Origin of the sequence: Nonomuraea sp. NPDC049129 (assembly GCF_040648495.1) — a bacterium.
In the GTDB taxonomy this organism is placed as follows: domain Bacteria; phylum Actinomycetota; class Actinomycetes; order Streptosporangiales; family Streptosporangiaceae; genus Nonomuraea.
In genome coordinates this window covers 53,289-79,726 of record NZ_JBEZDU010000027.1, presented here as the reverse complement: position 1 = coordinate 79,726, position 26,438 = coordinate 53,289, and the positions used below count along the sequence as shown (strand labels likewise).

Annotated in this window: 25 protein-coding genes; 11 read left to right on the top strand and 14 right to left on the bottom strand. The window is 72.0% G+C overall.

What is annotated here, in order from left to right:
* The first annotated feature begins 32 nt into the window (after window positions 1–32).
* Both AB0B64_RS49595 and AB0B64_RS49590 read left to right on the top strand, forming a co-directional pair.
* The gene (locus AB0B64_RS49595; protein WP_358195388.1) at window positions 33–941 is read left to right on the top strand and encodes an ABC transporter ATP-binding protein; all 909 of its coding nucleotides are present in this window, start codon (window positions 33–35) and stop codon (window positions 939–941) included.
* The gene (locus AB0B64_RS49590) at window positions 938–1,705 is read left to right on the top strand and encodes an ABC transporter permease (RefSeq protein ID WP_357958440.1); all 768 of its coding nucleotides are present in this window, start codon (window positions 938–940) and stop codon (window positions 1,703–1,705) included. Before AB0B64_RS49595 ends, AB0B64_RS49590 begins: the two co-directional genes overlap by 4 nt.
* 3 nt (window positions 1,706–1,708) lie before the next feature.
* Here the strand turns inward: AB0B64_RS49590 and AB0B64_RS49585 are convergent, their stop codons facing one another.
* Window positions 1,709–2,878 (bottom strand): MFS transporter, encoded by a 1,170-nt coding sequence (locus tag AB0B64_RS49585; RefSeq protein ID WP_357958438.1) that lies wholly within the window; start codon window positions 2,876–2,878, stop codon window positions 1,709–1,711.
* A 135-nt stretch (window positions 2,879–3,013) separates the two neighbouring features.
* On the opposite strand from AB0B64_RS49585, the gene AB0B64_RS49580 reads away from it, so the two are divergent.
* Window positions 3,014–3,931, top strand: a complete 918-nt coding sequence (locus tag AB0B64_RS49580; protein WP_357958436.1) for an EamA family transporter — start codon at window positions 3,014–3,016, stop codon at window positions 3,929–3,931.
* A 75-nt stretch (window positions 3,932–4,006) separates the two neighbouring features.
* On the opposite strand, the gene AB0B64_RS49575 is transcribed toward AB0B64_RS49580, so the two are convergent.
* Genes AB0B64_RS49575 through AB0B64_RS49540 form a run of 8 tightly spaced genes read right to left on the bottom strand, consistent with a single transcriptional unit; the run spans window position 4,007 to window position 11,507 of the window.
* Window positions 4,007–4,678 carry a GntR family transcriptional regulator gene (locus tag AB0B64_RS49575; protein ID WP_225291377.1) on the bottom strand — a complete coding sequence of 224 codons (672 nt, stop codon included), beginning with the start codon at window positions 4,676–4,678 and terminating at the stop codon, window positions 4,007–4,009.
* A 56-nt stretch (window positions 4,679–4,734) separates the two neighbouring features.
* Window positions 4,735–5,673: an ornithine cyclodeaminase family protein gene (locus AB0B64_RS49570; protein ID WP_357958434.1), complete on the bottom strand. Its 939-nt coding sequence runs from the start codon at window positions 5,671–5,673 to the stop codon at window positions 4,735–4,737.
* Window positions 5,670–6,635: a proline racemase family protein gene (locus AB0B64_RS49565; protein ID WP_357958432.1), complete on the bottom strand. Its 966-nt coding sequence runs from the start codon at window positions 6,633–6,635 to the stop codon at window positions 5,670–5,672. The genes AB0B64_RS49570 and AB0B64_RS49565 overlap by 4 nt, the downstream gene beginning before the upstream one ends.
* The gene (locus tag AB0B64_RS49560) at window positions 6,632–7,648 is read right to left on the bottom strand and encodes a proline racemase family protein (protein WP_357958430.1); all 1,017 of its coding nucleotides are present in this window, start codon (window positions 7,646–7,648) and stop codon (window positions 6,632–6,634) included. The genes AB0B64_RS49565 and AB0B64_RS49560 overlap by 4 nt, the downstream gene beginning before the upstream one ends.
* On the bottom strand, window positions 7,645–8,538 hold the full coding sequence (locus tag AB0B64_RS49555) for a dihydrodipicolinate synthase family protein (protein WP_357958428.1): 894 nt from the start codon (window positions 8,536–8,538) through the stop codon (window positions 7,645–7,647). Before AB0B64_RS49555 ends, AB0B64_RS49560 begins: the two co-directional genes overlap by 4 nt.
* Before the next feature lie 16 nt (window positions 8,539–8,554).
* A complete protein-coding gene (locus AB0B64_RS49550) occupies window positions 8,555–10,006 on the bottom strand; it encodes an NAD(P)/FAD-dependent oxidoreductase (RefSeq protein ID WP_358195351.1) in 1,452 nt (483 codons plus the stop codon).
* Entirely contained in the window at window positions 10,003–10,245 is a 243-nt protein-coding gene (locus AB0B64_RS49545; protein ID WP_225291383.1) for a (2Fe-2S)-binding protein, read from the bottom strand. The genes AB0B64_RS49550 and AB0B64_RS49545 overlap by 4 nt, the downstream gene beginning before the upstream one ends.
* Window positions 10,242–11,507 (bottom strand): FAD-binding oxidoreductase, encoded by a 1,266-nt coding sequence (locus AB0B64_RS49540; RefSeq protein WP_357958424.1) that lies wholly within the window; start codon window positions 11,505–11,507, stop codon window positions 10,242–10,244. The genes AB0B64_RS49545 and AB0B64_RS49540 overlap by 4 nt, the downstream gene beginning before the upstream one ends.
* 97 nt (window positions 11,508–11,604) lie before the next feature.
* Here AB0B64_RS49540 and AB0B64_RS49535 point away from each other — a divergent pair, with 97 nt between their 5' ends.
* Window positions 11,605–12,606, top strand: coding sequence for a COX15/CtaA family protein (locus AB0B64_RS49535; protein WP_357958422.1), 1,002 nt, complete (start codon window positions 11,605–11,607; stop codon window positions 12,604–12,606).
* Between the two features lie 97 nt (window positions 12,607–12,703).
* Window positions 12,704–13,399: an ElyC/SanA/YdcF family protein gene (locus AB0B64_RS49530; RefSeq protein ID WP_357958420.1), complete on the top strand. Its 696-nt coding sequence runs from the start codon at window positions 12,704–12,706 to the stop codon at window positions 13,397–13,399.
* On the opposite strand, the gene AB0B64_RS49525 is transcribed toward AB0B64_RS49530, so the two are convergent.
* Genes AB0B64_RS49525 through AB0B64_RS49510 form a run of 4 tightly spaced genes read right to left on the bottom strand, consistent with a single transcriptional unit; the run spans window position 13,384 to window position 16,909 of the window.
* Window positions 13,384–14,568: a PrsW family intramembrane metalloprotease gene (locus AB0B64_RS49525; protein WP_357958418.1), complete on the bottom strand. Its 1,185-nt coding sequence runs from the start codon at window positions 14,566–14,568 to the stop codon at window positions 13,384–13,386. The two genes, AB0B64_RS49530 and AB0B64_RS49525, sit on opposite strands and share 16 nt — an antisense overlap.
* Window positions 14,569–14,585: 17 nt before the next feature.
* Complete coding sequence (locus AB0B64_RS49520) at window positions 14,586–15,533, bottom strand: cation diffusion facilitator family transporter (protein WP_357958416.1); 948 nt, start codon at window positions 15,531–15,533, stop codon at window positions 14,586–14,588.
* A complete protein-coding gene (locus AB0B64_RS49515; RefSeq protein ID WP_357958414.1) occupies window positions 15,533–15,916 on the bottom strand; it encodes a metalloregulator ArsR/SmtB family transcription factor in 384 nt (127 codons plus the stop codon). The genes AB0B64_RS49520 and AB0B64_RS49515 overlap by 1 nt, the downstream gene beginning before the upstream one ends.
* A 48-nt stretch (window positions 15,917–15,964) precedes the next feature.
* On the bottom strand, window positions 15,965–16,909 hold the full coding sequence (locus tag AB0B64_RS49510) for a heme o synthase (RefSeq protein WP_357958412.1): 945 nt from the start codon (window positions 16,907–16,909) through the stop codon (window positions 15,965–15,967).
* A 334-nt stretch (window positions 16,910–17,243) separates the two neighbouring features.
* Between AB0B64_RS49510 and tkt the strand changes: the two genes are divergently transcribed.
* The 6 genes from tkt to pgl all read left to right on the top strand — a co-directional run bounded on the left by tkt (window position 17,244) and on the right by pgl (window position 25,383).
* Window positions 17,244–19,274 (top strand): transketolase, encoded by a 2,031-nt coding sequence (gene tkt, locus AB0B64_RS49505; RefSeq protein WP_358195306.1) that lies wholly within the window; start codon window positions 17,244–17,246, stop codon window positions 19,272–19,274.
* A 5-nt stretch (window positions 19,275–19,279) separates the two neighbouring features.
* Window positions 19,280–20,371: a transaldolase gene (tal, locus tag AB0B64_RS49500; RefSeq protein ID WP_357958408.1), complete on the top strand. Its 1,092-nt coding sequence runs from the start codon at window positions 19,280–19,282 to the stop codon at window positions 20,369–20,371.
* Window positions 20,371–21,984, top strand: coding sequence for a glucose-6-phosphate isomerase (locus tag AB0B64_RS49495; protein ID WP_358195295.1), 1,614 nt, complete (start codon window positions 20,371–20,373; stop codon window positions 21,982–21,984). The genes tal and AB0B64_RS49495 overlap by 1 nt, the downstream gene beginning before the upstream one ends.
* 1 nt (window position 21,985) lies before the next feature.
* Entirely contained in the window at window positions 21,986–23,608 is a 1,623-nt protein-coding gene (gene zwf / locus AB0B64_RS49490; protein ID WP_357958404.1) for a glucose-6-phosphate dehydrogenase, read from the top strand.
* The gene (gene opcA / locus AB0B64_RS49485; RefSeq protein ID WP_357958402.1) at window positions 23,608–24,522 is read left to right on the top strand and encodes a glucose-6-phosphate dehydrogenase assembly protein OpcA; all 915 of its coding nucleotides are present in this window, start codon (window positions 23,608–23,610) and stop codon (window positions 24,520–24,522) included. The genes zwf and opcA overlap by 1 nt, the downstream gene beginning before the upstream one ends.
* An 87-nt stretch (window positions 24,523–24,609) precedes the next feature.
* Window positions 24,610–25,383, top strand: a complete 774-nt coding sequence (gene pgl, locus AB0B64_RS49480) for a 6-phosphogluconolactonase (RefSeq protein ID WP_357656666.1) — start codon at window positions 24,610–24,612, stop codon at window positions 25,381–25,383.
* 15 nt (window positions 25,384–25,398) lie between these two features.
* On the opposite strand, the gene add is transcribed toward pgl, so the two are convergent.
* Window positions 25,399–26,418 (bottom strand): adenosine deaminase, encoded by a 1,020-nt coding sequence (gene add, locus AB0B64_RS49475; RefSeq protein ID WP_358195274.1) that lies wholly within the window; start codon window positions 26,416–26,418, stop codon window positions 25,399–25,401.
* Window positions 26,419–26,438: the final 20 nt, after the last annotated feature.

Below are 26,438 nucleotides of genomic sequence, written 5' to 3'. Positions count from 1 at the left end.
GACCGCCGCGGACAGTCCCTAAACTCGAGGCCATGGAATCCCCAGCCGTCGAGCTCATCGACCTGGTCAAGCGTTACGGCGGCGCCACCGCGGTCGACGGCCTGTCGCTGCGCGCCGAGCGGGGCGCGGTCACCGCCGTGCTCGGGCCCAACGGCGCCGGCAAGACCTCCACGGTCGAGATCTGCGAGGGGTTCCGCGAGGCCGACTCCGGCACCGTACGCGTCCTGGGCCTGCCGCCCGACCAGCCCAAGCTGCGGCCCCGGGTGGGCGTGATGCTCCAGGCGGGCGGCGTGCCGCCCGCGGTGCGCTGCGGCGAGTGGCTGCGCCTGGTCTCGCGCTTCTACGCCCACCCGCTCGACGCAGGAGCCCTTCTGGTACGCCTCGGCCTGGCCGACCACGCCCGCACCCCTTACCGCCGCCTGTCGGGCGGCCAGCAGCAACGGCTCTCCCTGGCCGCGGCGGTGATCGGCCGGCCGGAGCTGGTGTTCCTCGACGAACCGACGGCCGGGCTCGACCCGCAGGCCAGGCACGCCTGCTGGGATCTGGTGGGCGAGCTGCGCGCCGCGGGGGTCTCCGTGGTGCTCACCACCCATCACATGGACGAGGCCGAACGGCTGGCCGACCATGTGGTGATCATCGATCGGGGCCGGGTGGTGGCCGAGGGCAGCCCGGCGTCGCTGACCGGGGCCGAGCGGCAGCTGCGCTTCCGAGCCCGGCCGGGTCTCTCGCTGGACGAGCTGCTCCATGCGTTGCCGGGGGGCAGCGCGGCCAAGGAGTCGCCCGCCGGCCACTACATCATCGAGGGCCAGGTGGGCCCGGCTCTGCTGGCGACCGTGACGACCTGGTGCGCCGCCGAGGGCGTCATGGCCGACGACCTGAGCATCGAGCGCCGCACGCTCGAAGACGTCTTCCTGGAGCTGACCGGCAGGGAGCTGCGATGACCACGCTCGACTTCACCCCCGCCCCGGCGGCGGCGCCGTTCGCCCGCATGGTGCTGGCGCAGGCGGCGGCCGAGACGCGCGCGACGCTGCGCAACGGCGAGCAGCTGCTGCTGACGCTGATCATCCCGGTGCTGCTGCTCGTCGGGTTCTCGCTGGCTCCGCTGATCGACGTCGGCGGGGGCCGGCGGATCGACTTCCTCGCGCCGGGCGTGCTAGCGCTGGCGATCATGTCTACGGCGTTCACCGGGCAGGCGATCGCGACGGGCTTCGAGCGCCGCTACGGCGTGCTGAAGCGGCTCGGCGCGACTCCCCTGTCCAGGGCCGGGCTGCTGCTGGCCAAGACGGTGGCGGTGCTCGCGGTCGAGGGTGTCCAGGTCGTGGTGATCGTGGCGGTCGCGCTGGCGCTCGGCTGGCGGCCCCAGGGCTCGCCGGTGGGCGCGCTGCTGCTCGTGCTGCTGGGGACGGCGGCGTTCAGCGGGCTGGGGCTGCTCATGGCGGGCGTGCTGCGGGCCGAGGCGACGCTGGCCGCGGCCAACCTCGTCTATCTGGTGCTGCTCGGGGCGGGCGGGGTGATCTTCCCGCTGACGAAGTTCCCCGCCGGGATGCGGCCGGCCCTGGAGGTGCTGCCGATCTCGGCGCTGACCGGCGGGCTGCGTTCCGTGCTCGCCGGGGGCGCGGCCGTGCCGCTGGGGGCGCTGGGAGTGCTGGCCGCCTGGGCGGTGCTGTCGCTGGGCATCGCCGCGCGCACGTTCCGCTGGGAGTGAGCGTCAGGCGCGGCCGGTGACGCCGTAGCGGTGGCGGCCGATGACGGCCACCACGGTGAGCGGCACCGCCACGGCCGCCGAGACGCCGAACAGCAGCGCGTACCTGCCGTCCTGGGCGGCCGGGCCGCCCGCCCACGACGACACCGCGCTGCCGACGAACAGCGCCGCGGCGAAGAAGGCCACGCTGGTCCCCCTGGCGTTGGGCGCGACCGTGGTGATCCAGGTCTGCAGCGAGGAGTGCATGAACGACCACCCGACGCCCAGCAGCAGCGCGGTGGCGCCGACGGTCGCCAGGCTGACGTGGACGGCCACGAGCGCGTACCCGGCGCAGAGGTGCGCTCCCCCGACGGCGATGAGCACGGGCGGGGACCATGTCCGCGACAGGCGTTTGACCAGTCTGGTGAACACCCACAGGCCCACGCCGTAGGTGGCGGTGGCCAGACCGGCGACCGCCGCCCTGACACCGTTGTGCTCCAGGGCCGTGGCGAGGAAGGCCATCGTGCCGAGCAGCACCGCGCCCTCCACGAAGGCCAGCCCGAACACCAGCAGCGCCCACGGCTCACGCAGCACCGCGCCCACGTGCCTGCCCAGCCCGCCGATCTCGGCCCGGGGCGGCTCGGGCAGGGAGCGCAGCGCGAGCGCGCAGGCCAGCGCGCAGGCCGCGGGCACGGTGAACGCCACGTGCCAGTCCACCAGGTCGGCGAGCACGCCGCCGAGACCGGTGGCCATGGCGATGCCCAGGGCTCCCGCGCCCATCAGGTCCGACAGGGCGCGCTGCCGTACGACGGGCGCGACCGTGTCACCGACGTACGTGAGCGAGGTGGGGATCACCGCGCCGAAGCAGGCGCCGGCCACGATCCTCGACACCACCAGCGCGCCCAGCACCGGCATCAGGGCGGAGGCCACCCCGGCCAGCGCGGCGCCGAACATCGCCGCCCGCATCACCCGCACCCGGCCGAACCGGTCGGAGAGCACGCCCCACAGCGGCTGCGTCAGGCCGTAGGCCAGGTAGTAGCCGCTGGCGACCGCGACCGCCGCCGACAGCGGGACGCCGAGGTCGGCGGCGATCAGGACGAGCATGGGGTTCACGGCGAACCGGTCGAAGCTGCTGACGAAGGTGGCCACGGACAGCACGAGCGGGGGACGGACGAGGGAGGCCGGGGGTGCGGTCATGGCTCCATGGTCGAATTATCGGCTTCAACGGTTCAGTGCGTATAAGTACCACCCTAGTGGGGAATGTCGGCCCAGCTCGGTACCGTTCTACCCGCCGTCCCGCTACTGAGCCCGCCATGCCTACTGAGGAGTGCTGTGAGCGCCTTCGTCCTGGATGATCCCTTCGACCGGGGATCCGGCCTGCCCAGACCCGGCAGTGTGCTGCGCAGCGCCGCCGACTCCATCCCGCCTTCCGGGCTGGTGCTGCTGGCGATCTTCTCCGTGCAGCTGGGGGCGGGCTTCGCCAAGGAGCTGTTCGCGGCGCTGCCGCCGAGCGCGGTGGTGTTCCTGCGCATCGGCGCGGGCGCGTTGATCATGGGCGCGGTGGCCAGGCCCAAGCTGAAGGGGATGTCGTGGCGTGACCTCGGGGTCGGGCTCACCTTCGGCGTGACGCTGGCGCTGATGAACCTGTCGTTCTACGAGGCGATAGCGCGGCTGCCCCTGGGGATCGCGGTGGCGATCGAGTTCCTCGGGCCGCTGGGCGTGGCGGTGGCGGCCTCCAGGCGGCGGCTCGACCTGGTGTGGATCGGCCTGGCGGCGGCGGGCGTGGCGCTGCTCGCGCCCTGGGGCCAGTCGGCGTCGGTGAGCTGGGCCGGCATCGGGTTCGCGCTGGGGGCGGGAGTGTTCTGGGCGGCCTACATCCTGCTGTCGGCCTCGGTGGGGCGGCGCTTCCCCGGCACCACCGGGCTGTCGGTCGCGATGATCGTGTCGGCCGTGGTGGTCGCCCCGGTGGGCATCGCGTCGGGCGGCGGCGACCTGCTCCAGCCGCATCTGCTGCTGATCGGGCTGGGGGTGGGGCTGCTGTCGTCGGTGATCCCGTACTCGCTGGAGCTGCAGGCGCTGCGGCGGATGCCGAAGCACGTGTTCGGCATCCTGATGAGCCTGGAGCCCGCGGCGGCCGCGCTGGTCGGCGTGCTGGTGCTCAGCGAGATGCTGCACGCGCAGCAGTGGGCGGCGATCATCTGCATCGTGGCCGCGAGCCTGGGCACGACCCGCGCGACGAAGAAGAAGTAGCCTCCCGGACGTGATCGGTGCGGGCCGGTCCGAATACCGCGGCCGCGATCAGCGCGGGCCGGCCCGAACAAGTGATCAGTGCGGGTCGGCCCAGATGCCGCGGACGTGCTGGATGTGCTCGGACATGATGTGGCGAGCCGCCTCGGTGTCACCCGCCTTGAGCGCGTCGAGCAACGCGACGTGCTCGCGGGCCGAGTCCGACAGCGTGCCGCGCTCCGACAGCTGCGACAGGCCGTAGAGCCGGGCCCGGTTGCGCAGGTCCTTGACCACCTCGACCAGGTGGGCGTTGCCCGACAGCGTCAGCAGCTCCACGTGGAAGCGCAGGTCGGCGTCCACGTACGCGAGCAGGTCACCCCGCTCGGCGGCGGCGACGATCTCCTCGGCGACGGGCCGCAGCCGCTCGAAGTCGGCCGCGCGCGAGGAGTCGGCCAGGCGGGTCACGGTGGGCACCTCGATGAGCTGCCGGATCTCGGTCAGCTCGTCGAGATCGCGGTCGGACAGCTCGGTGACCCGGAAGCCCTTGTTGCGCACCGCCTCGACCAGTCCCTCCTTGGCCAGGTCGAGCATGGCCTCACGGACCGGCGTCGCGGAGACGCCGAACTGCGCGGCCAGCACCGGCGCGGAGTAGACCACCCCCGGGCGCATCTCACCCGTGATCAACGCGGCGCGGAGCGCGTGCGCGACCTGCTCGCGCAAGCTCTGCCGCTCGCCCACCATCGGCAGGTCGAGCCGGTCCTCGGCAGCCATCCGGCCATCCCTTCGCTCAGTACACGCCCGCTGATCACCCCCGCTGGGGCGCCCCGCTAAACCCACGCCTCGTACGCGGCCGCGGCGACCACCAGGTCCTCCCACGCCATCCCGGTGCTCTTGAACACGCGGGGACCGGTGCCCGCAGGAACCCGGCCGGCGATCAGGTCGGCGAGGTTCCCGGCGAGATGACCGGTGGTGATCGTACCTTGGCGCACCGGGATGACCACATCCCCCGCTTCGGCCAGCGCCGCCGACCTGGCCTCGACGACGACCGTGGCGCGGGCGACGAGGTCTCCGGCCAGCTCGCGCGCCTCCGGTTCGTGCGATCCGACCGCGACCACCGTGGCGTCGTCGCGGACCAGCTCGCCGGGAAAGAGCGGCTCCCTGGCCGTGGTGCAGCAGGCGATCAAGTCCGCCTCCGCCACGGCGCTCAGGTCCGGAGCCTGGCCGTGCACCGCGCGGGCCGGCAGGCCGTGGTCGCGGCAGCGGGCGGCCAGGCTCTCGGCGCGTTCGGGGTCACGGCCGACGATCGTGACCCGTTCGACCGGCCGGACCGCGCCCAGCGCGAGGATGTGCCCCCACGCCTGCGGGCCCGTGCCGAACACCACCAGATTACGGGCGTCCGGCCCGGCCAGGTGCTTGACGGCGAGCGCCGAGACCGCCGGAGTGCGCAGCGAGGTGAGCGTGATGCCGTCCATGGCGGCCAGCGGGCTCAGGGTGTCGCCGTCGAGCAGCAGGTACGTCCCCTGAATGCGGGGCAGCCCGCGCTCGGCGTTGCCCGGCGCGATGGTGACCGCCTTCACGCCCGCGTACCGTCCCGCGGCGGCGGGCATCAGCAGGAGCTGCCCGGCGGGCAGCTCGACGATCGGCCGCAGTGGCGTCTCCTCCGGATCGAGCCCGTCCCGCAGGGCCTCTTCCAGGATGCGTACGGCCCGCGCCACGGGCACCAGCCGCTCGATGGTGGCGGCGTCGAGGTAGGGCAGCGCGTTCACCGCAGCACGAACCCGGTGCCGAGGGGGTCTTCCGGATCGAGCTCGAAGGTGTGCCGCCCGGTGCGGTAGGCCATGCCCTCGATCTCGGCGACCACGCCCTGGTCGGTCACCTTCCCCACGGTGGCGACGAACGTGCCGCCCGCGATGCCGGTGTGGATCAGCGGCCCCTGGTGACCGTCGTCGTAGAGCAGGGCGAGCCGGGCGGCCGTGCCGGACCCGCACGGCGAGCGGTCGACCTCGCCGTCGGCGAACACGGTCACGTTGCGCTGGCGCAGTCCTTCGCCCGGGACGTCCTCGTAGAAGATCACCCCATAGACGCCGGACAGCCGGTCGTCCGACGGGTGCCGCGTGGCCGGGTGGCCCGCCAGGGCCGCCTTGATCCGGCGGCCGTGGCCGACGAACTCCGTCAGGCTCCCGGCCTCGACGGACAGGCCGACGGTCGAGGCGGGCAGGGTGGCGTAGATGGCTCCGCCGTAGGCGAGGTCGACCTCGACCCCGGCGACGGGGAGGGCGCGCGCGATGGCGTACGACGGGACGTTGACGAAGGTCACCGACTCGACGCGGTCCCGCGAGCCGCGTACGCGGGCCGTGACGCGGCCCGAGGGCACGTCCACGACCACGTCCGTCTCACCGCCGGGGTCCGCCTCGACCAGGCCCTCGCGGACGGCGTGCACGCCGAGCGCGATCGTGCCGTGGCCGCAGGCGGTGGAGTAGCCGTCCTTGTGCCAGAACAGCGCGCCGAAGTGGGCGCCGGGGTCGTCGGGCGGAACCAGGAAGCAGCCGTACATGTCGGCGTGGCCGCGCGGCTCGTGGCAGAGCAGCCGCCGCACCCGCTCGGCCGGGCCGTCAGGTGCGGCGGCCCGGCGTTCGAGGACGGTGGCGCCCGGGATGTCCGGGGCGCCACCGGTGACGATCCTGAACGGCTCGCCGGCGGTGTGGTAGTCGACCGTGGTGACGCTCACAGCTCGAATCCCTCGGGGAACGGGTCGCGCGGGTCGAGGAAGTATTGGGCGGTGCCGGTGACCCAGGCACGCCCGGTGATGGCCGGCACGACCGCGGGCCGTCCGCCGACGGTGGTCTCCCCCAGCAGACGGCCGATGAAACGGGTGCCGATGAACGACTCGTTGACGAACTCCCCGCTACCCGGCCCCTCGCTCACGGCCAGCCGGCCACGGGCGTGCAGCTGGGCCATCCGGGCGCTGGTGCCGGTGCCGCACGGCGAGCGGTCGAACCAGCCCGGGTAGATGGCCATCGCGTGCCGCGAGTGGTGCTCGTCCGAGCCCGGCGCGGTGAAGTAGACGTGGTGGCAGCCCCGGATGCGGTCGTCCTCGGGGTGCACGGGCTCGTCGGCCGCGTCGATCGCCGCCATCGTGGCCAGCCCGGCGGCCAGGATCTCGTTCTTGGCCTTGCGGTCGAAGGGCAGGCCGTAGTCGTCGAGGTCGACGATGGCGTAGAAGTTGCCCCCGTACGCCAGGTCGTAGCGGATGTCGCCGAAGCCGGGCACCGTGACGACGGCGTCGAGCCTGTCGCTGTAGGCGGGCACGTTGCGCAGCGTCACCGACATGGCCATGCCGTCCTTGACGGCCACGTCCACCTCGACGAGCCCGGCGGGCACCTCCAGGCGCACGGTGGTGACCGGCTCGACGACCTCCACCATGCCGGTCTCCACCAGCACGGTCGCCACGCCGATGGTGCCGTGACCGCACATCGGCAGCAGCCCGGACACCTCGATGAACAGCACGCCCCAGTCGGCGTCGGGCCGGGTGGGCGGCTGCAGGATGGCGCCGCTCATGGCGGCGTGGCCGCGCGGCTCGTTCATCAGCAGCCTGCGGATGTGGTCGAGATGGTCGCGGAAGTAGACGCGCCGCTCGGCCATGCTCGCGCCGGGGATCACGCCCACGCCGCCGGTGATGACGCGGGTGGGCATGCCCTCGGTGTGCGAGTCGACGGCGTGGAAGACCCGCTTCGTCCTCATCGCATGCCCTCCGCGAGCGCCTTCTCCGTCGCACCGCGTACGGCCGCCTCCTGCGTCTCGGTCAGCGGCACGCGCGGCAGGCGGCAGGGCCCACCGTGACGGCCCGCGATGTCCATCGACAGCTTGATGGCCTGCACGAACTCCGTCTTGGAGTCCCAGCGAAGCAACGGGTGGAGCGTACGGTACAGGGGCAGCGCGGTCTCGAGGTCACCGGCCAGCGCGGCCCGGTAGAGGGCGACGCTGGAGGCGGGCAGCGCGTTGGGGTAGCCGGCGACCCAGCCGACGGCCCCGGCGATCGCCAGTTCCAGCAGCACGTCGTCGGACCCGATCAGCACGTCGAGGCCGGGAGCCAGCTCGCCGAGCTCGTAGGAGCGGCGCGGGTCGCCGCTGAACTCCTTCACGGCCACGATCAGGCCCTCGCCGTGCAGGGTGGCCAGCAGCGCGGGCGTCAGGTCCACCTTGGTGTCGTACGGGTTGTTGTAGGCCACGATCGGCACCCCGGCCTTGGCCACCTCGCGGTAGTGCGCGATCACGGAGCGCTCGTCGGCCCGGTAGGAGTTGGGCGGCAGCAGCAGCACCGAGCCGCAGCCGGCCGCGGCGGCGCGCTCGGCCCACAGCCGCGACTCCGCCGCGCCGTACGCGCCAACGCCCGCCATCACGTTCGCCCCGCCGACCGCCTCGACGGCCGTCTCGATGACCTTGGCCCGCTCCTCGGCGGTGAGCGTCTGGTACTCGCCCAGCGACCCGTTGGGGACCACGCCGTCGCAGCCGTTCTCGACCAGCCAGCGGCAGTGCTCCGCATAGCCGTCGAAGTCGACGGACAGGTCCTCACGCAGAGGGAGAGCCGTGGCCACCATGACACCGTGCCAGGATTTAATGCGATTTGTCATTAAAGAGTCCTCCAAATCAGGGTGTATCGAGCTCGAGCTCGGCGAGAGCGCCGAGAGAGATGGGTTGCGCGATGGGGCGGCGAGGGGGCCGGGGCGACTCCCCTGCCAGGCAGGCGACCGCGTAGCCGCAGACGCGGCCCTGGCACCAGCCCATGCCGGGCCTGGCCAGCAGCTTGACCGAGCGCGCGTCGGTGGCGCCGAGCTCCAGCGCCGCGCGTACACGGGCGACCGGCACCTCCTCGCACCGGCACACCAGCGTGTCGTCGCGCAGCCAGCCCTGCCAGCCCGGTTTGACCGGATACGCGTGATGCAGCGCCTCGCCGAACGCGCGCATCCGCCGGCGCCGTCTGGCCAGCACGCCGGGCACCGGCTCACCGGCCACGGCCAGGCCGGCGATACGGCCCTCCAGCTCGGCGAGGTACCGTCCGCCCACGCCGACCGGCTCGCCCGCCGCCCAGACGCCGTGCGCCGTGGTGCGCTGGCGGCCGTCCACCGCGATTACGGGCATGCCGTCCGCGTCCTGGCGGGTCTCACAGCCGAGCTCGACGCCGAGCTCGATCTGGGGGACGAAGCCGTAGCCGACGGCCAGCGTGTCGCAGGCCAGCTCACGGGTGGCGAGCACGTTCCAGTCGGCGTCGAGCCGCGCGACGGTGACCGCCTCCAGCTCGCGCTCGCCGTGGGCGGCGATCACCGCCTGGTGCGTCCGGTACGGCACCCGGTGCCTGGCCATGGCCAGCCCGTAGCCCGCCGCCTCCCCCGCCTTGCCCGCGGCCAGCAGCGGATGCCGAGCCAGGCCCAGGCCGCCGTTGGCCTCGAACACGCCCAGCACCTCGGCCCCCGCCCCCGCCAGGCCGGTGGCCACGGGCAGCAGGAACGGCCCGGTGCCGGCGACGACCACCCGGCCCCCCGCGACGACGCCGTTGCCCTTGAGCAGCGCCTGGGCGCCGCCCGCCGTCAGGACGCCGGGCAGGTCCCAGCCGGGGAACGGCAGCGGCCGGTCGTGGGCGCCGGTGGCGATCAGGAGGTCACGGCAGCGGACCGCCACCGCGCGGCCGTCCGGCGTCTGGCAATGGACGGTCAGCCGGTCGCCGTCCCGCGTCACGGTCCACACCTGATGCCCGAGCAGGACCTCGGCCCGCTCGCCGAGCGCGCGGGCCTGCCTCAGGAACCGGTCCAGACCCGGTGTGCCGCCGCGCGCCGCTCCGGCCGGGTGGCGGAAGTACTGGCCGCCGAGGCGGGCACCCGAGTCGACGAGGACCACGCTCAGGCCGCGCAGCGCCGCCGTCAGGGCCCCCGCCACTCCGGCGGGCCCACCACCGATAACGGCGAGATCGCAGCTCACACTCACATAGTCGTCGCGAGCACGGTCATCGCGAGCGCGTTCATCGCCACGAACACGGTCGTCCCGAAGGCCGTCGTCGGGGCTGCGGTCGTGGGGCGCGCCCACACGGTCGTCGGTCGGGCTCATGCGGTCGTCACCTCGTCTCCGGGCCGGGCCTCCAGCAGGCAGGCGCGTTCTGGTGGGCGGCCGTTCACCGTGATCAGGCAGTCGAAGCAGACGCCGATGCCACAGAACAGGCCGCGCGGCCGCCCGCCGAAGCGGGTGGTCCGCCAGGCGCGGACTCCGGCGGCGTGCAGGGCCGCGCCGATCGTCTGCCCCGGCTCAACCGGCACGGCCCGGCCGTCGATCGTGATCTGGAAGGTCACGCGGACTCCTCGGTCGCACGGGAGGACCCGGCGGGCGTCTCGGTCGGGGACCCGCCATGGGTCGCGGTCGGGGACCCGGACGAGCTCCCGGACGGGGACCCCGACGAACTCCCGGACGAGGATCCGGCCGAGGTCGCGAAGCGGTCCGGGCGGAAGGGGGACAGGTCGAGTTCGGGGCGGGCGCCGGTCAGCAGCTGGGACAGCAGGAGCCCGGTCGCGGGCGCGAGCCCGATCCCGGCCCCTTCGTGCCCGCACGCGTGATACAGCCCGGGCGCGCGCGGATCCGGCCCGATCACCGGCAGATGGTCCGGACAGTACGGCCGGAACCCGCAGTACGACCTGATCACCCGCACCTCCCGCAACGCCGGGAACAGGGCGACGGCCTGGGTCGCCAGCCGGGCCAGCACCCGGGGCGAGGTCGTGCGGTCGAAACCCACCCGCTCCCGGCTCGCCCCGATGAGCACCGTCCCCGCCGGGGTGCCCTCGACGACGGCCGAGGTCTCCAGGTCGGCGGAGTCGCTGGCCACGTTGGTGACGTAGGCGGCGGTGTAGACCTTGTGCCGGATCAGCGGCTCGCGCAACGGCTCGGTGACGAGGATGAACCCGCGCCTGGGCAGGATCGGCAGCGCCACGCCCGCGAGCCCGGCGATCTCGCCGCCCCACGTGCCGGCCGCGTTGACCACCGCGCCGCCGAGGATGTCGCCCTGGTCGGTGCGTACGCCCGTCACCCGGTCCCCGGACCGCGTGAACCCGGTCACGGTGACGCCGGTGCGCAGGTGAAGCGTGCCGTGGCCGTAGCTCTCCGCGCCGTGCCGGAGCAACTGCGCGGCGGCCAGCATGGGCTGCACCTGGGCGTCCTGCGGGTAGTGGACGCCGCCCGCGAGCCCTTCGGCCAGGTGCGGCTCGTAGCCGGGCAAGCCGTCGGCGGGCACGACGGCGTACTCGACGCCCTGCTTGCCCGCCAGCTCGACGAGCTGCCGCTGGACCTCGTCGGTCTCGGCGACGACCAGGCCGCCCTTGGGCTCGTACTCGAACCCGCCCAGCGCGGCCAGCTCCCCCCACAGGCGGTTGGACAGCAGCGCGAGGTCCAGCTCCGGGCCCGGCTCCTTGTCCGAGACCAGCACGTTGCCCTCGCCCGCACCCGTCGTGCCGCCGGCCACGGGGCCGCGGTCCACCACGGTCACGTCCAGTCCGGCCCGTGCGGCGTAATAGGCGCACGCGGCGCCCACCACTCCGGCGCCGATGACGATCACATCCGACATCCTCACCTCCCAGCTGTAATATGTCACATACCCATGCCGCTTGAGAAGCACGTTCCCGGGTCAAGGACCGGACGACCAGCCCCTTACCATCGATGACGTGAAGCTCGCCGACGTGAAACTACCCACAGACCACCCAAACGCCCTGGTGCGGCGCCTGTTCTCCTTCTGGGCGCCGACCGCCGAGTCGATGCGGGGCTGGGCTCTGGCGTCTGTGGTGGTCAACGCGGGCATCACCGTGACGGGCGCGGCCGTGCGGCTCACCGGCTCCGGGCTCGGCTGCCCGACCTGGCCGAAGTGCACGCCCGACAGCTTCGTGCCCGTCGCGCATCCCGAGATCTCGCCCGTCACCATGGCCGTCGAGTTCGGCAACCGGCTGCTGACGTTCCTGGTGCTGGCGGTGGGGTTCGCCTGTGTGGTGGCGGCGATGCGGCTGGCCCCCCGGCGCCCTCAGCTGCTCTGGCTGGCCCTGCTGCAGCCCGCGGGCATCGTCTTCCAGGCGCTGTGGGGCGGGCTGGTGGTCAGAAGCCTGCTCAACCCGGTCACGGTCAGCGTGCACTTCCTGGCCTCCATCGCGCTGATCGTCGCCTGCTGGACGCTCTATGTGCGGGCGGGCGAAGGCGACGGTCCGGCCCGTCGGGTGACGCATCGCGACATCCGGCGCCTCGGCTTCGTGCTGGTCGCGGCGGTGGCGGTGCTGCTCCTGGCCGGGGCGCTGGTGACCGGCACGGGGCCGCATTCCGGCGACGCGGTGGCCTCCCGGTTCGATCTCGACATCGAGAGTGTGGTGCGCCTGCACTCCGACATCGTCTACATCGTGCTGGGGCTGTCGTTCGCGCTGCTGTTCGCGCTGCACGTGACCGACGCGCCCAGAGCGGCCCGCCGGGCGGCGCTGGCGCTGCTCGTGGTGGAGCTGGCCCAGGGCGTGATCGGCTACATCCAGTACTTCCTGGCGGTGCCCGCCCTCCTGGTGGGCCTGCACGTGCTCGGCTCGACCCTGGTCTGGATCGCCACGCTGAGGGTGGTCACCTCCCTGCGCACCCGCGACCCGCTACCGGCCCCCGCCACCCCCTCCCCCACCGAAACACCGGCCAGAGTCTGACCCGCTGAACCCCTCCCCCACCGAAACCCCAGCCGGTTTTTGACCCGCTATGCCAAGGTATGAGGGACTACCTCCCTCTACCCTGTGAGGTCCCTGAGTGGCTTTGGCCCGTCCCGCTCGGAAGACCCTGCGCCGCCTGTACCAAGGACTGGTGCTCCTCAGCGTGCTCGTCCTGGCGCCGATGACCTGGGCGTGGCTCGACAGCTCGGACCACCGCGAGGTGGCCGACACCGCCGGCTGGCTGGCGCGGGTGCCCACCTCGCAGGTGGCGCTCGTGCTCGGCGCGGGCCTGTACGCCGGCCGTCCCTCGTCCATGCTGGCCCGCCGCCTCGACATCGCGGCCGAGCTCTACCACGCGGGCAAGGTCAAGGCGCTGCTGCTGTCGGGCGACAACAGCCGCAAGGAGTACGACGAGCCGACGGCCATGCGCGACTACCTGCGGGCCAAGGGCGTGCCGGACGCGGTGATGGTGCTCGACTACGCCGGGTTCGACACCTGGGACTCGTGCGTGCGGGCCCGCAAGGTCTTCGGCGCCGAGCGGCTGACCGTGGTCACTCAGGTGTTCCACCTGCCGAGAGCGGTCACGCTCTGCCGTACGGCGGGACTGACGACCTTCGGCGTGGGCGACGACTCCGTCAAGCAGTGGGCGGCGACCACCTACGCCTCGGCCGCCCGCGAGGTGTTCGCCACCGGCAAGGCGTTCGCCGACGCGCTTCTGCTGCACTCCGACCCCGTCTATCCCGGCCCGCGGGAGACCTCGCTGCGCGCGATCCTGGCTCAGCCGGGCGCGTAGCCCGGTGGCGGGGTGCCCCGCGCCGCGGCCCCGAGGTGGGCGGGCGGCACCGGGAAGCTCGCCTTGGCGGTGCTCATGCATTCGAGCAGGGCCCGCTGCTCCTCGTGGAAGGTCTGCTCGTCGATCATCCGCCGGGCCGCCCGCTCGTGCAGCAGGCCCAGCTCGGTCGCCGCGAGCTGGTAGTCGCTCATCGCGCGCAGCCCGCGCTTGCCGCCGTGGACCTTGGCCCACTGCCTGGCCTGCCGACGCCGTGACAGGGCGGACAGCATGTGGATGTCGGCCCGGTTGACCAGCTTGGTCGGCTCGTACGGCGGCAGGTAGCGCTGGATCAGGGCGACGATGCGCCGCCGATCACTGATCACCAGCGCGATCAGCACCACGAGCACGACCAGCAGCACCAGGTAGGCGATGACCAGGCCGGGGAAGCCGCCGTAGGAGCTCAGACCGTTCCAGAGGCCGTGCAGGAGCATCGCGCCGACCCAGCCGGCCAGGATGGAGAAGACCCGGTCCGACCCCTGGCGCTGGGCGGCGTAGGCGACCGCGACACCGATCATCGAGGTGAACAGCGGGTGCGCGAACGGCGACAGCACGCCGCGCAGCACCACTGTGACGGCCAGCCCGATGCCGCCCTGGTCGGAGTTGAGCGCGGCGATGTAGTAGCTGACGTTCTCGCTCATCGCGAAGCCGAGGCCGACCATGCTGGCGTAGATGATGCCGTCGGTCGGCCCGTCGAGCTCGGCCCGGCGGAATCTGAGCAGCCCGAGCAGCACCAGCCCCTTCATCGTCTCCTCGACCACGGGGGCGCCGAAGGTGGCGGCGACGTTGCGCGCGCTGGCCGCGCTGAGGTTGGCCGCGTCGATGATGTAGTGCAGGTTGAGCGAGTTGATCACGCCCGCGACCAGCACCGCCACGCCCGCTCCCCAGGCGAAGGCGAAGATGAGGTTGCTGCGCGGCTCCGGTTCCATGCGGTCCAGCGCCAGCACGGCGGCCAGCAGCAGCGGCACCGGCGCCAGCGCCAGGATCAGCGAGATGAAGAACTGCACGGGCGCGCCGTTGAGCACGTCGAAGGCGAAGGAGACGAGTGCGCACAGGCCGGTCACGATCAGCCCGATGATCAACGTGAACGACGGGCGGTCCTTCAACACCCAGCGTGGATCACGGGACGCCATACCGTGACTGTAACGGATCAAAAAGGCGCTGTCCTGCCCAGGTGGCGCGGTCCGTGCGGGTCCTCACAATGCTCCGTCCGGTCCTTGAGACCGTGGTCCACCTGCAGCGTGGTGTGGCCGATCTCGAAGCGATCGTGCAGCAGGTCAGCCAGGCGGGTGCGGACCTGGTGGCAGTCGGACCCGCGGGCCACGATCACGTGCGCCGACAGCGTCGGATAGCCACTGGTCACCGTCCAGACATGCAGGTCGTGCACCTCGACCACGTCAGGGTCGCCGGCCAGGACCCGGCCGATCTCGTCGGGGTCGAGGTCGGTCGGGGCGGCCTGGAGCAGCACCCTGGACGAATCGCGCAGCAGCCCCCAGCCGGCCTTGAGCATGAGCGCGGCGACCACGAGCGCGGCTATCGCGTCGGCCTGCCGGAACCCGGTCAGCCACACCACGACGCCGGAGATCGCGGTGGCGATGAAGGCGTACATGTCGTTGAGCACGTGCTGGAAGGCGCCCTCGACGTTGAGGCTGCGCCGGTCGGCCCTGGACAGCAGCCAGGCGGCCAGCGCGTTGACCACGATGCCGGCCACGGCCGTGACGACCACGATTGGCCCGGAGACCTCGGGCGGCTCCAGCAGCCTGCGCACGCTCTCGTAACAGAAGTACGCCACGAGCAGCAGCAGGGTGAGGCCGTTGAGCTGGGCCGAGAGGATCTCGGCGCGCTTCCAGCCGAAGGTGTAGGCGCCGCGGGCGGGCCGGGCGGCGAAGCGCATCGCGACCAGGGCCAGCGCGATCGCGCTGGCGTCGGTGAGCATGTGGGCGGCGTCGGAGATCAGCGCGATCGAGTTGGCGATCAGCCCGGCGATCACCTCGATCGCCATGTAGCCGACGATCAGCGCGAGCGCGCCCACCAGGTAGCGCTTGTCGGCGTCGGCCGAGTGGCCGTGCCCGTGACCGTGCCCGTGTCCCTGGCCCATCAGCGCTCCTCCCTCATGTGCTCGCGGCTGAGGTCGAGCAGCATCCGTACGTGGGCGTCGGCCAGCCGGTAGTAGATCATGCGGCCCGCCCGGCGGCTGGCCACGATGCCCGCCGTACGCAGCAGACGCAGGGCGTGGGACACGGCCGTGTCGGTCACCTCGACGGCGTCGGCCAGGTCGCACACGCACAGCTCGCCCGCCTCCAGCAGGGCGTACAGCAGGCGGGCCCGCGTGGCGTCGCCCAGCAGGCGGAACAGGTCGGCGAGCCGGGTCGCCTCGTCCGGCGTCACCAGCCGGTCGCGGGTGGCCGCGACGCGCTCGGCGTCGGGCTCCTGAACGACGCAGCCGTCGAGCGAAGCCACAACACCTGAAGAGCTGTTCATGTGTTCACCATAACGACAGCACGAAGCCCACCGCAACGGGCGGTGGGCTCAGCTCAGCAGCGGGTCGATGGCGACGGCGAGGAACAGCAGCGCCAGATAGGCGTTGGACCAGTGGAAGAAGCGCATCGGGCGCAGGTCGACACCGGTCTTGCCGGAGTTGAGGCGGGCCAGGAGGCGATGGACCTCCCACAGACACATGGCGCCCAGGGCGGCGGCGGCGATCGGGTAGAACAGCGTGGTGTGCGCCACCGGCCACAGGGCCAGCGAGCAGAGCACGGTGGCCCAGGTGTAGGCGATCGACTCCAGGATCACCCGGCGCTCGGTGGCCACCACGGGCAGCATCGGCACCTTGGCCGCCGCGTAGTCCTCCTTGTAGCGCATGGCCAGCGTCCAGGTGTGCGGCGGCGTCCAGAAGAACACCACCCCGAACAGCGCCAGCGGCGCCCAGTCGAGCCGCCCGGTGATGCCCGCCCAGCCGATCAGCACCGGCATGCAGCCCGCGATGCCGCCCCAGACGATGTTCTGGGCGGTGCGCCGCTTGAGGATCATCGAGTAGACGATGACGTAGAACAGGATGGCGCCGGTGGAGAGCATGGCGGCCAGCCAGTTGGTGGTCAGCCAGAGGCCGACCAAGGACAGCACGCCGAGCACGATGCCGAAGACGAGCGCGCCGGTCGGCGAGACCTGGTGCCTGGCCAGCGGACGCCGCCTGGTGCGGCGCATCTTCTGGTCGATGTCGCGGTCCACGTAGCAGTTGAGCGCGTTGGCGCTGCCCGCGGACAGGGTGCCGAACACCATGACCGATATCGACGTCCACAGCGGCGGCAGCCCGCCCGCCGCGAGGAACATCACGGGGAGGGTCGTGATCAGCAGGAGCTCGATGATCCGCGGCTTGGTCAGAGCGATGTAGGCCTTGACGAGCATGCCGATCGTCCTCGGCGGCTCGGCCGCGGGAGCGGGGGCCGTCGTCTGCCTGTTCGTCAGCACCGTCAAGGCGCTTCCAGCACGTGCGGAGTCAACGCGTAACCTCTGATTGGAGCGGAATCTCATGGACGGACGCCACGGCGTCCCTGTGATGACAACGAGAACAACCAAACTGTAGTAGCAGGGTCGTCCGGTCCGGCCAATGGGGGGACACGCACGGGGGTGGAAGGGGAATCTTTCGCCGACTCCACTCAGTTAGGGTCCGGTGTGGCGGGATATGCCAACCGGTACCACCAATGACAACTAGATTCCGGAGACCGAGCACTTGAGCACCGAACTCGTGCCAGACCTCGAATGGACCGACCTAGACAAGCAAGCGGTCGACGTCGTTCGAGCCTTGGCCATGGACGCAGTCGAAAAGGCGGGTTCGGGTCACCCGGGCACCGCCATGAGCCTGGCTCCCGCCGCGTACCTGCTGTTCCAGCACGCGATGCGCCACGACCCCACGGATCCCACGTGGCTGGGGCGTGACCGCTTCGTGCTGTCGTGCGGGCACTCCAGCCTGACGCTGTACATCCAGCTGTTCCTGTCCGGATACGGACTCGACCTGGACGACCTGAAGGGGTTGCGCCAGTGGGACAGCCTGACCCCCGGTCACCCGGAGCACGGGCACACGGTCGGTGTTGAGACCACCACGGGCCCGCTCGGCCAGGGCCTGGGCAACGCCGTCGGCATGGCCCTGGCGGCCCGCCGTGAGCGCGGCCTGTTCGACCCCGACGCGGAGGCGGGCGCCTCGCCCTTCGACCACCACATCTGGTGCATGGTCAGCGACGGCGACATCGAGGAGGGCATCAGCCACGAGGTCAGCTCGATCGCCGGCCACCAGAAGCTGGGCAACCTCACCGTCATCTATGACGACAACCACATCTCCATCGAGGACGACACGCTGATCGCGAAGTCCGAGGACGTGGTCAAGCGCTACGAGGCCTACGGCTGGCACACGCTCAGCGTCGACTGGACCGAGTCCGGTGAGTACGTGGAGGACATCCAGGCGCTGCACGCGGCGCTGGAGGCGGCTCGCGCCGAGACCGACCGGCCGACGTTCATCCGGCTGCGCACGATCATCGGCTGGCCCGCCCCGAACAAGCAGAACACCGGCAAGATCCACGGATCCGCCCTCGGCGCCGACGAGGTCGCCGCCACCAAGCGGGTCCTCGGCATGGACCCGGACAAGAGCTTCGACGTGCCCGCCGAGGTGCTGGAGCACGCGCGCGAGGTGGCCCGCAGGGGTCACGAGGCGCACGCCGCCTGGCAGAAGGGTTACGACGCCTGGCGCGAGGCCAACCCCGAGCGGGCCGCCGAGCTGGACCGCATCTCCCGCCATGAGCTGCCCGCCGGGTGGACCGAGGCGCTGCCCGCCTTCGAAAAGGGCGGCTCGATGGCCACCCGCAAGGCGTCGGGCGAGGTGCTCAACGCGCTCGCGCCGGTGCTGCCCGAGCTGTGGGGCGGCTCGGCCGACCTGGCCGAGTCCAACAACACCACGATGAAGGGCGAGCCGTCCTTCATCCCGGAGGAATACCAGACCAAGGAGTTCCCCGGTAACCGCTACGGTCGCACGCTGCACTTCGGCATCCGCGAGCACGGCATGGGCGCGATTCTCAACGGCATCGCCCTGCACGGCGGCACCCGGCCCTACGGCGGCACGTTCCTGGTCTTCTCCGACTACATGCGCCCCTCCGTGCGCCTGGCGGCGCTGATGAAGCTGCCGGTCACCTACGTGTGGACGCACGACTCCATCGGACTGGGCGAGGACGGCCCGACCCACCAGCCGGTCGAGCACCTGTGGGCGCTGCGCGCGATCCCCGGCCTCGACGTGGTGCGCCCCGGCGACGCCAACGAGACGGCGTACGCCTGGCAGGCCGTGCTCGAGCACGACGACCGGCCCGCCGCGCTGGCCCTGACCCGGCAGAACCTGCCGATCTTCGAGGGCACCAGCGCCGAGGGCGTGGCCAAGGGCGGCTACGTCCTGCACGAGGCGTCCGGCGGGCAGCCCCAGGTGATCCTCATCGCCACGGGCAGCGAGCTGGAGCTGGCCGTCAACGGCCGCGAACTCCTCGAAGCCGAAGGCATCCCGACGCGGGTCGTGTCGATGCCGTGTGTGGAGTGGTTCCAAGGGCAGGACATTGCGTATCGGCAGAGTGTTCTGCCGTCAGCGATCAAGGCCCGGGTCGCGGTCGAGGCGGGCATCGCTCTGGGCTGGCGTGAGTTCGTCGGCGAGAGGGGCGAGGTCGTCAGCCTTGAACACTTCGGCGCGTCGGCGCCGTATAAGACGCTGTACGAGCAATTCGGGCTGACGGCGGAGCGCGTGGCCGCCGCGGCCAAGGCGAGCCTCGCCAAGCTGGGCCACGACAAAGGCGAGACGACGGGAAACTGAACGAAATGAGCGAGAACCTCAAGAAGCTGTCCGCCCAGGGCGTGTCCATCTGGCTGGACGACATCAGCCGTGAGCGCCTGCGCACGGGCAACCTGGAGCAGCTGATCCGCGAGAAGAACGTGGTCGGCGTCACTTCCAACCCGACCATCTTCGCCGGCGCGCTCAGCAAGGGCGACGCCTACGACACCCAGCTGCACGACCTGGCCGTGCGCGGGGTCGACCTCGGCGAGGCCGTACGCGCCATCACCGCCTACGACATCCGCTGGGCCGCCGACGTCCTGCGCCCGGTCTACGACGCCACCGCCGGCGTCGACGGCCGCGTGTCCCTGGAGGTGGACCCGCGGCTGGCCCGCGAGAGCGACAAGACCGTGGCCGAGGCGCGGGCCCTGTGGTGGCTGGTCGACCGGCCCAACCTGTTCATCAAGATCCCGGCGACCCTCGAGGGGCTGCCCGCGATCACGCAGGCGCTCTCCGAGGGCATCAGCGTCAACGTCACGCTGATCTTCTCGCTGGAGCGCTACCGCGCGGTCATGGACGCCTGGCTGGCCGGCCTGGAGGCCGCTCAGGCCAAGGGTCTCAACCTGGGCTCGATCGAGTCGGTGGCGTCGTTCTTCGTCAGCCGGGTCGACACCGAGATCGACAAGCGGCTCGACCAGCTCGGCCGGCCGGAGCTCAAGGGCAAGGCGGGCGTGGCCAACGCGCGCCTGGCCTACGCGGCGTTCGAGGAAGTGATGAACTCCGAGCGCTGGCAGCGGCTGCGCGCCGCCGGTGCTCGCCCGCAGCGCCCGCTGTGGGCCTCGACCGGCGTCAAGAACCCCGACTACTCGCCCACGCTGTACGTCGACCAGCTCGTCGCCCCCGGCACCGTCAACACGATGCCGGAGAAGACGGTCGACGCGACCGCCGCCGGCGCCAACATCACCGGTGACACCGTGCGCCCCTTCTACGAGGACGCGTGGAACACCATGGCGGCGCTCAAGGAGGCCGGCGTCGACTACGACGACGTCGTCAACGTGCTGGAGGACGAGGGCGTCGAGAAGTTCGAGGCGTCCTGGAACGAACTCCTCGAGAGCGTCAGCAAGAACCTGGCCCGCTGATGACCGTCTCGTACCGCGAGGAGGGGGTGGCCAGCGCCGCCTCCTCCGCCGCGGGGCGGCTCGTCGCCGACGGCGTGCCCGCGCGGCTCGCCGCCGGCGATCCCACACTGTGGGGCAGCGACGCGGAGGCGGGGGCGGCCGTCCGGCTGGGCTGGCTGACCCTGCCCCGCACCTCGCGCGAGCTGCTGCCCGAGCTCGGCAAGCTGGCCGAGCGGGCGCGCGCCGAGCACCTGACCAACGTGGTGCTGGCCGGGATGGGCGGCTCCTCGCTGGCGGCCGAGGTGATCTGCGCGAGCGCCGACGTGCCGCTGACCGTCCTGGACACCACCGACCCGGGTCAGGTGCGCCGGGCGCTGGCCGAGCCGCTGGAGGCCACGATCGTGGTCGTGGCCAGCAAGAGCGGCTCGACGGTCGAGACCGACAGTCACCTGCGCGTCTACGAGGAACTCTTCCGCCAGGCGGGCATCGACCCGGCCGACCGCATCGTGGTCGTCACCGACCCGGGCTCGCCGCTGGAGCAGGCGGCCGTGGATGCCGGCTACCGCCTGGTCCCGGCCGTGCCCGACGTGGGCGGCCGCTACTCGGCGCTGTCGGCCTTCGGCCTGGTGCCCAGCGCGCTGGCCGGGGCCGACGTCGAACGGCTGCTCGACGACGCCGACGAGGTGCTGCCGCTGCTCTCGCTCGACGCCGGCAACCCCGGGCTCGACCTGGGCGTGGCGCTCGGCGGGGCGGCGCTGGCCGGACGCGACAAGCTGATCGTCGACGACCGGCTGTCGGTGATCAGCGGGCTGTCGGACTGGATCGAGCAGCTCGTCGCCGAGTCCACGGGCAAGAACGGCCTGGGCATCCTGCCGGTCGCCGGCGCCGAGCCGAACGGCGCCCGTGACGAGCTGGTCGTCGGGATCGACTCCGACGACGGCGACGTGCGCGTCGACGGGCCGCTCGGCGCGCAGTTCCTCATCTGGGAGTACGCCACGGCCGTGGCCGGGCTGCTGCTGGGGATCGACCCGTTCGACCAGCCGAACGTCGCCGAGTCCAAGGACAACACGGCCGCGCTGCTCGACATGGAGGCGCTGCCGCTGGGCGAGCCGGCCTTCGTCGACGGGCCCGTGGAGGTGTACGGCGCCACCAAGGCCAGGGATCTGCCGGGCGTGCTGACCGAGCTGCTCGAAGCGGTGCCCGAAGACGGCTACCTGGCCGTGATGGCGTATCTGGACCGGCTGTCGGCCTTCGATGTGTTCGTGCCGGACGGCGCCGACTTCGAGCAGATGACCGACGCGTGGATGGCGGCCGACCCGGCCACGCTGCGGGCGCTGCTGGCCCTGCGCACCGACCGGCCGGTCACCTTCGGGTGGGGGCCGCGGTTCCTGCACTCCACCGGCCAATATCACAAGGGCGGCCCGCAGAACGGGGTGTTCCTGCAGATCACCGGTGCCGTGGCCGACGACGTGCCGGTGCCCGGCAGGCCGTACACGCTGGGCGGGCTTGAGCTCGCGCAGGCCCTCGGCGACCTCGGGGCACTGCTGCGGCGCGGCCGGCCGGCCGTACGCCTGCACCTGACCGATCGCGCGGCCGGAGTCGCGCACCTGCTCGCAGCCGCACAGGAGGCTTGAGATGAAAGACCCGGAAACACCCTCGGAGGAGGCGCTCGACTTTGAGGAGACGATCGCGGCCACGGTAGCCACCTCGGCCGCGGCCACCTCCACCACCTTGGAAGTGGCGGCCGCCAACCCGCTGCGCGATCCGCGCGACAAGCGGCTGCCCCGGGTGGCCGGACCGTGTGTGCTGGTGTTGTTCGGCGTGACGGGTGACCTGGCCAAGCGCAAGTTGCTGCCGGCGATCTACGACCTGGGCAACCGAGGGCTGCTGCCGCCCGGTTTCTCGCTGGTCGGGTTCGCCAGGCGTGACTGGAAGGACCAGGACTTCGCCCAGGTGACGCATGACGCCGTCAAGGCGCACGCCAGGACGCCCTTCCGTGAGGAGGTCTGGAAGCAGCTGCGCGAGGGCATCCACTTCGTGCCGGGCGAGTTCTCCGACGACGGCGCGTTCGACGCGCTGGCGATGGCCTTGAAGGAGATCGACGAGACCCGGGGCACCGGCGGCAACTATGCGTTCTATCTCTCCGTGCCGCCGAAGTTCTTCCCCGTCGTGGTGGAGCAGCTCAAGCGGACCGGCGTGTCCCAGGCGCCTCCCGGGTCGTGGCGGCGCGTGGTGATCGAGAAGCCGTTCGGGCACGACCTGAAGTCGGCGCACGAGCTGAACGAGATCACCACCTCGGCCTTCCCGGAGAGCTCGATCTTCAGGATCGACCACTACCTGGGCAAGGAGACCGTCCAGAACATCCTGGCCCTGAGGTTCGCCAACAACCTCTACGAGCCCATCTGGAACCGTAGCTTCGTCGACCACGTGCAGATCACCATGGCCGAGGACATCGGCATCGGCGGCCGGGCCGGCTACTACGATGGCATCGGCGCGGCCCGCGACGTGATCCAGAACCACCTGCTCCAGCTGCTCGCCCTGGTGGCGATGGAGGACCCGACGTCCTTCACCGCCTCCGCGCTGCGGCGGGAGAAGGAGAAGGTGCTCAAGGCCGTACAGCTGCCGTCGGACCTGGCGCTCAACACCGCGCGCGGGCAGTACGACGCGGGCTGGCAGGGCGGCGAGAAGGTCGTCGGCTACCTGCAGGAGGACGGCATCTCCGCCGACTCCACGACCGAGACCTACGCGGCCATCAAGCTGGAGATCGCCAACCGGCGCTGGGCGGGCGTGCCGTTCTACCTGCGCACCGGCAAGCGCCTCGGCCGCCGGGTCACCGAGGTGGCCGTGGTGTTCCAGCGGGCGCCGCACCTGCCCTTCAGCAAGGACGACACCGAGATCCTCGGCCAGAACGCGCTGGTCATCAGGGTCCAGCCGGACGAGGGCATCACCGTGCGGTTCGGCTCCAAGGTGCCGGGCACGGCCATGGAGGTACGTGACGTCTCGATGGACTTCGCCTATGGGGAGTCGTTCCTGGAGTCGTCCCCCGAGGCGTACGAGCGGCTGTTGCTCGACGTGATGATCGGCGACCCGCCGCTCTTCCCGCACCAGCGGGAGGTCGAGCTGTCGTGGAAGATCCTCGACCCGATCGAGGAGTTCTGGGCCACCCAGGGCCAGCCCGAGGGCTACCCGTCCGGTTCGTGGGGGCCGCCGTCGGCCGACGCGATGATGGGCGACGGCCGCGTATGGAGGAGACTCTGATGACCACCTTCATGCTCACCGACACGACAGCGGGGAAGATCTCCTCGCAGCTGACGCAGCTGCGCCACCAGATGGGCGCGCCCGCGGTCGGGATGGTGCTGACGCTGATCGTGGTCTGCGAGGAGCGCGACCAGTACGACTCGCTCCGCGCTGCCAGCGAGGCGGCGCGCGAGCACCCCTCGCGCATCATCGTGGTGATCAACCGCGAGCCCGACGAGACCAACCGGCTCGACGCGGAGCTGCGCATCGGCGAGTCCACGCCGGGCGAGGTGGTCGTGCTGCGGCTCTACGGCGAGCTGACCGAGCACGCCGACTCGGTGGTCAGCCCGCTGCTGCTGCCCGACACGCCGGTCGTGGCCTGGTGGCCGGGACTGGCGCCCGAGGTGATGTCCAAGGATCCGGTCGGGATGCTCGCCCAGCGCCGCATCTCCGACGCCAGGGGCTCGCGCGACGGCGGGGTCGAGTCGCTGGTGACCAGGGCCAAGGGCTACGCGCCCGGTGACACGGACCTGTCCTGGGCCCGGCTGACGCCGTGGCGCAGCCTGCTGGCGGCGGCCTTCGACCAGCCCACGGGCAAGGTGCGCAAGGGCACCGTGGAGGCGTCCCCGGGCAACCCCAGCGCGCCGCTGCTGGCCGCGTGGCTGTCCGAACGTCTCGGCGCGCCGGTCAAGGTGGCCGACTCCAACGGGCCCGGCCTGACCGCCGTCCGGCTCACGACGGCCGACGGCGTGCTGGCGGTGTGCAGGAGCGACGCCCGGCTGGCGACGCTGTCGCGGCCCGGCCAGCCGGACCGGAACGTGGCCCTGACCCGTCGGCAGACCGCCGAGCTGCTGGCCGAGGAGCTGCGGCGGCTCGACTCCGACGAGATCTACCAGGCGGCGGTCAAGCGGCTGGCCCGCTCGTACAAGTCCTGACGCCTCCTCCCACCGGTCGTGGCGGGCCCTGTCTTTGCGAGGGGGCGCGTCCCGGCCGGTGGGCACCGATCGTGAAAGAGTGAGTACGTGAGCGTTCCCAATGTGGTCGTCCATCGTGACGGCGACGTCCTGGCCAAGGCCGTGGCGGCGCGGATCATCACCCGGCTGGTCGACGTGCAGTCGGCCAAGGGGTCGGCGTCGCTGGTCCTGACCGGCGGCACGGTCGGCCACGCGACGCTGGCCGCGATCGCCGCCACGCCGGCGCGCGACGCGGTCGACTGGCACCACCTCGACATCTGGTGGGGCGACGAGCGCTTCCTGCCGACCGGCGACCCCGAGCGCAACGAGACGGGCGCCCGCAAGGCCCTGCTCGACCACGTCGACCTCGATCCCGACCGGGTGCACGTCATGGCCGGGCCCGACTCGGGGATGTCGGCGGAGGAGTCGGCCGAGGCCTACGCGGCCGAGCTGCGCAAGGCGGCCCGGCCCGAGGACCACGGCCCGGTGCCCGGCTTCGACGTGATGCTGCTCGGCATCGGGCCCGACGCGCACGTGGCGTCGCTGTTCCCCGGGATGCCCGCCCTGTACGACACGCGGCCGGTCGTGGCCGTGCACGGCGCGCCCAAGCCGCCGCCCACGCGCATCTCCCTGACGCTGCCGACCATCCAGGCCTCGCGCGAGGTGTGGGTGGTGGCGGCGGGCGAGGAGAAGTCGGGTGCCGTACGCCTGGCGCTGTCCGACTCCGGGCCCGTGCAGGTGCCCGCGGCCGGGGCCAGGGGGCGGGTGCGGACGCTGTTCCTGCTCGACCGGACCGCCGCCGCCAAGCTCCCGCCAGGGTTGGGCCGCATCGCCTCTCCCTGAGTTTTCGTAGCGTCCTCAGTTGGTGAGCGCGTCGATCTCGGCCAGCAGGGCCTGCTTGCGCGCCGGCGGCAGGAAGGACGCGTTCACGCCGTTGCGGGCGAGCTGGGCCAGCTCCGGCTCGCCGAGGCCGAAGACGTGCGCGGCGACGCGATACTCACCGGCCAGGGTGGTGCCGAACATGGGCGGGTCGTCGCTGTTCAGCGTGACGAACAGCCCCTCCTCCAGCAGCCTGGGCAGCGGGTGCTCCTCGATGCGGGCCACCTGTCCCGTACGGAGGTTGGAGGTCGGGCAGACGTCCAGCGGCAGCTGCGTCTCGCGCAGGTGAGCCACCAGGCGCGGGTCCTCCAGGCAGGAGATGCCGTGCCCGATGCGCTCGGCGCCCAGCCCCTCGATGACCTCCCACATGGTCTCGGGACCGGTCATCTCGCCGCCGTGCGGCACGCTGTGCAGCCCCGCCGCCCGCGCCGCCGCGAACGCGTCGCGGTAGGCGTCGCGGTAAGGTGCCCGGCTCTGTTCGATCCCGCCCAAGCCGAAACCTACCAATGCGGCGGGAGGTTCTTCCAAGGCGTGTGCGAGCGTGATCCTGGCCGCCTCCTCGCCGAACTGGCCGGGGATGTCGAAGATGTAGGCCATCTCCACCCCGTGCTCGGCCTCTGCCTGGCGGGCGGCCAGGTCGAGCGCCTCGGTGACCTCGCGCATGGGCATCCCGACGATGCTGTGGGCGTACGGGGTGACCTGCAGCTCGGCGTAGCGGGCCCCCTGGGACGCCAGATCGCGGGCCAGGCCGAGCACGAGGGCGGCGATGTCCTCCGGCTCCCGGACCAGCGCGTTGACGGCCTGGTACACCTGCGCGAAGTGGGGGAAGTCGCGGAAGGCGTAGAACGCCCGCAGCTCCTCCTCCGTGGTGGGAACCGGGCCGCCGGGGTGGCGGCGGGCCAGCTCCAGCACGGTGGGTACGGAGGCGGAGCCGACCAGGTGCACATGCAGCTCCACCTTGGGGAGCGCGTCGATGAAGGCGTCAATGGGGGTCGTCATGGCGACGACCCTAAGCCCGA

Excerpts from the sequence above, each read along its gene's own strand:
- AB0B64_RS49595 (WP_358195388.1), top strand. The coding sequence starts at position 33 with ATGGAATCCCCAGCCGTCGAGCTCATCGACCTGGTCAAGCGTTACGGC.
- AB0B64_RS49590 (WP_357958440.1), top strand. The coding sequence starts at position 938 with ATGACCACGCTCGACTTCACCCCCGCCCCGGCGGCGGCGCCGTTCGCC.
- AB0B64_RS49585 (WP_357958438.1), bottom strand. The coding sequence starts at position 2,878 with ATGACCGCACCCCCGGCCTCCCTCGTCCGTCCCCCGCTCGTGCTGTCC.
- AB0B64_RS49575 (WP_225291377.1), bottom strand. The coding sequence starts at position 4,678 with ATGGCTGCCGAGGACCGGCTCGACCTGCCGATGGTGGGCGAGCGGCAG.
- AB0B64_RS49560 (WP_357958430.1), bottom strand. The coding sequence starts at position 7,648 with ATGAGGACGAAGCGGGTCTTCCACGCCGTCGACTCGCACACCGAGGGC.
- AB0B64_RS49555 (WP_357958428.1), bottom strand. The coding sequence starts at position 8,538 with ATGACAAATCGCATTAAATCCTGGCACGGTGTCATGGTGGCCACGGCT.
- AB0B64_RS49550 (WP_358195351.1), bottom strand. The coding sequence starts at position 10,006 with ATGAGCCCGACCGACGACCGTGTGGGCGCGCCCCACGACCGCAGCCCC.
- AB0B64_RS49540 (WP_357958424.1), bottom strand. The coding sequence starts at position 11,507 with ATGTCGGATGTGATCGTCATCGGCGCCGGAGTGGTGGGCGCCGCGTGC.
- AB0B64_RS49525 (WP_357958418.1), bottom strand. The coding sequence starts at position 14,568 with ATGGCGTCCCGTGATCCACGCTGGGTGTTGAAGGACCGCCCGTCGTTC.
- AB0B64_RS49520 (WP_357958416.1), bottom strand. The coding sequence starts at position 15,533 with ATGGGCCAGGGACACGGGCACGGTCACGGGCACGGCCACTCGGCCGAC.
- AB0B64_RS49515 (WP_357958414.1), bottom strand. The coding sequence starts at position 15,916 with ATGAACAGCTCTTCAGGTGTTGTGGCTTCGCTCGACGGCTGCGTCGTT.
- tkt (WP_358195306.1), top strand. The coding sequence starts at position 17,244 with ATGGACGCAGTCGAAAAGGCGGGTTCGGGTCACCCGGGCACCGCCATG.
- tal (WP_357958408.1), top strand. The coding sequence starts at position 19,280 with ATGAGCGAGAACCTCAAGAAGCTGTCCGCCCAGGGCGTGTCCATCTGG.
- AB0B64_RS49495 (WP_358195295.1), top strand. The coding sequence starts at position 20,371 with ATGACCGTCTCGTACCGCGAGGAGGGGGTGGCCAGCGCCGCCTCCTCC.
- zwf (WP_357958404.1), top strand. The coding sequence starts at position 21,986 with ATGAAAGACCCGGAAACACCCTCGGAGGAGGCGCTCGACTTTGAGGAG.
- opcA (WP_357958402.1), top strand. The coding sequence starts at position 23,608 with ATGACCACCTTCATGCTCACCGACACGACAGCGGGGAAGATCTCCTCG.
- add (WP_358195274.1), bottom strand. The coding sequence starts at position 26,418 with ATGACGACCCCCATTGACGCCTTCATCGACGCGCTCCCCAAGGTGGAG.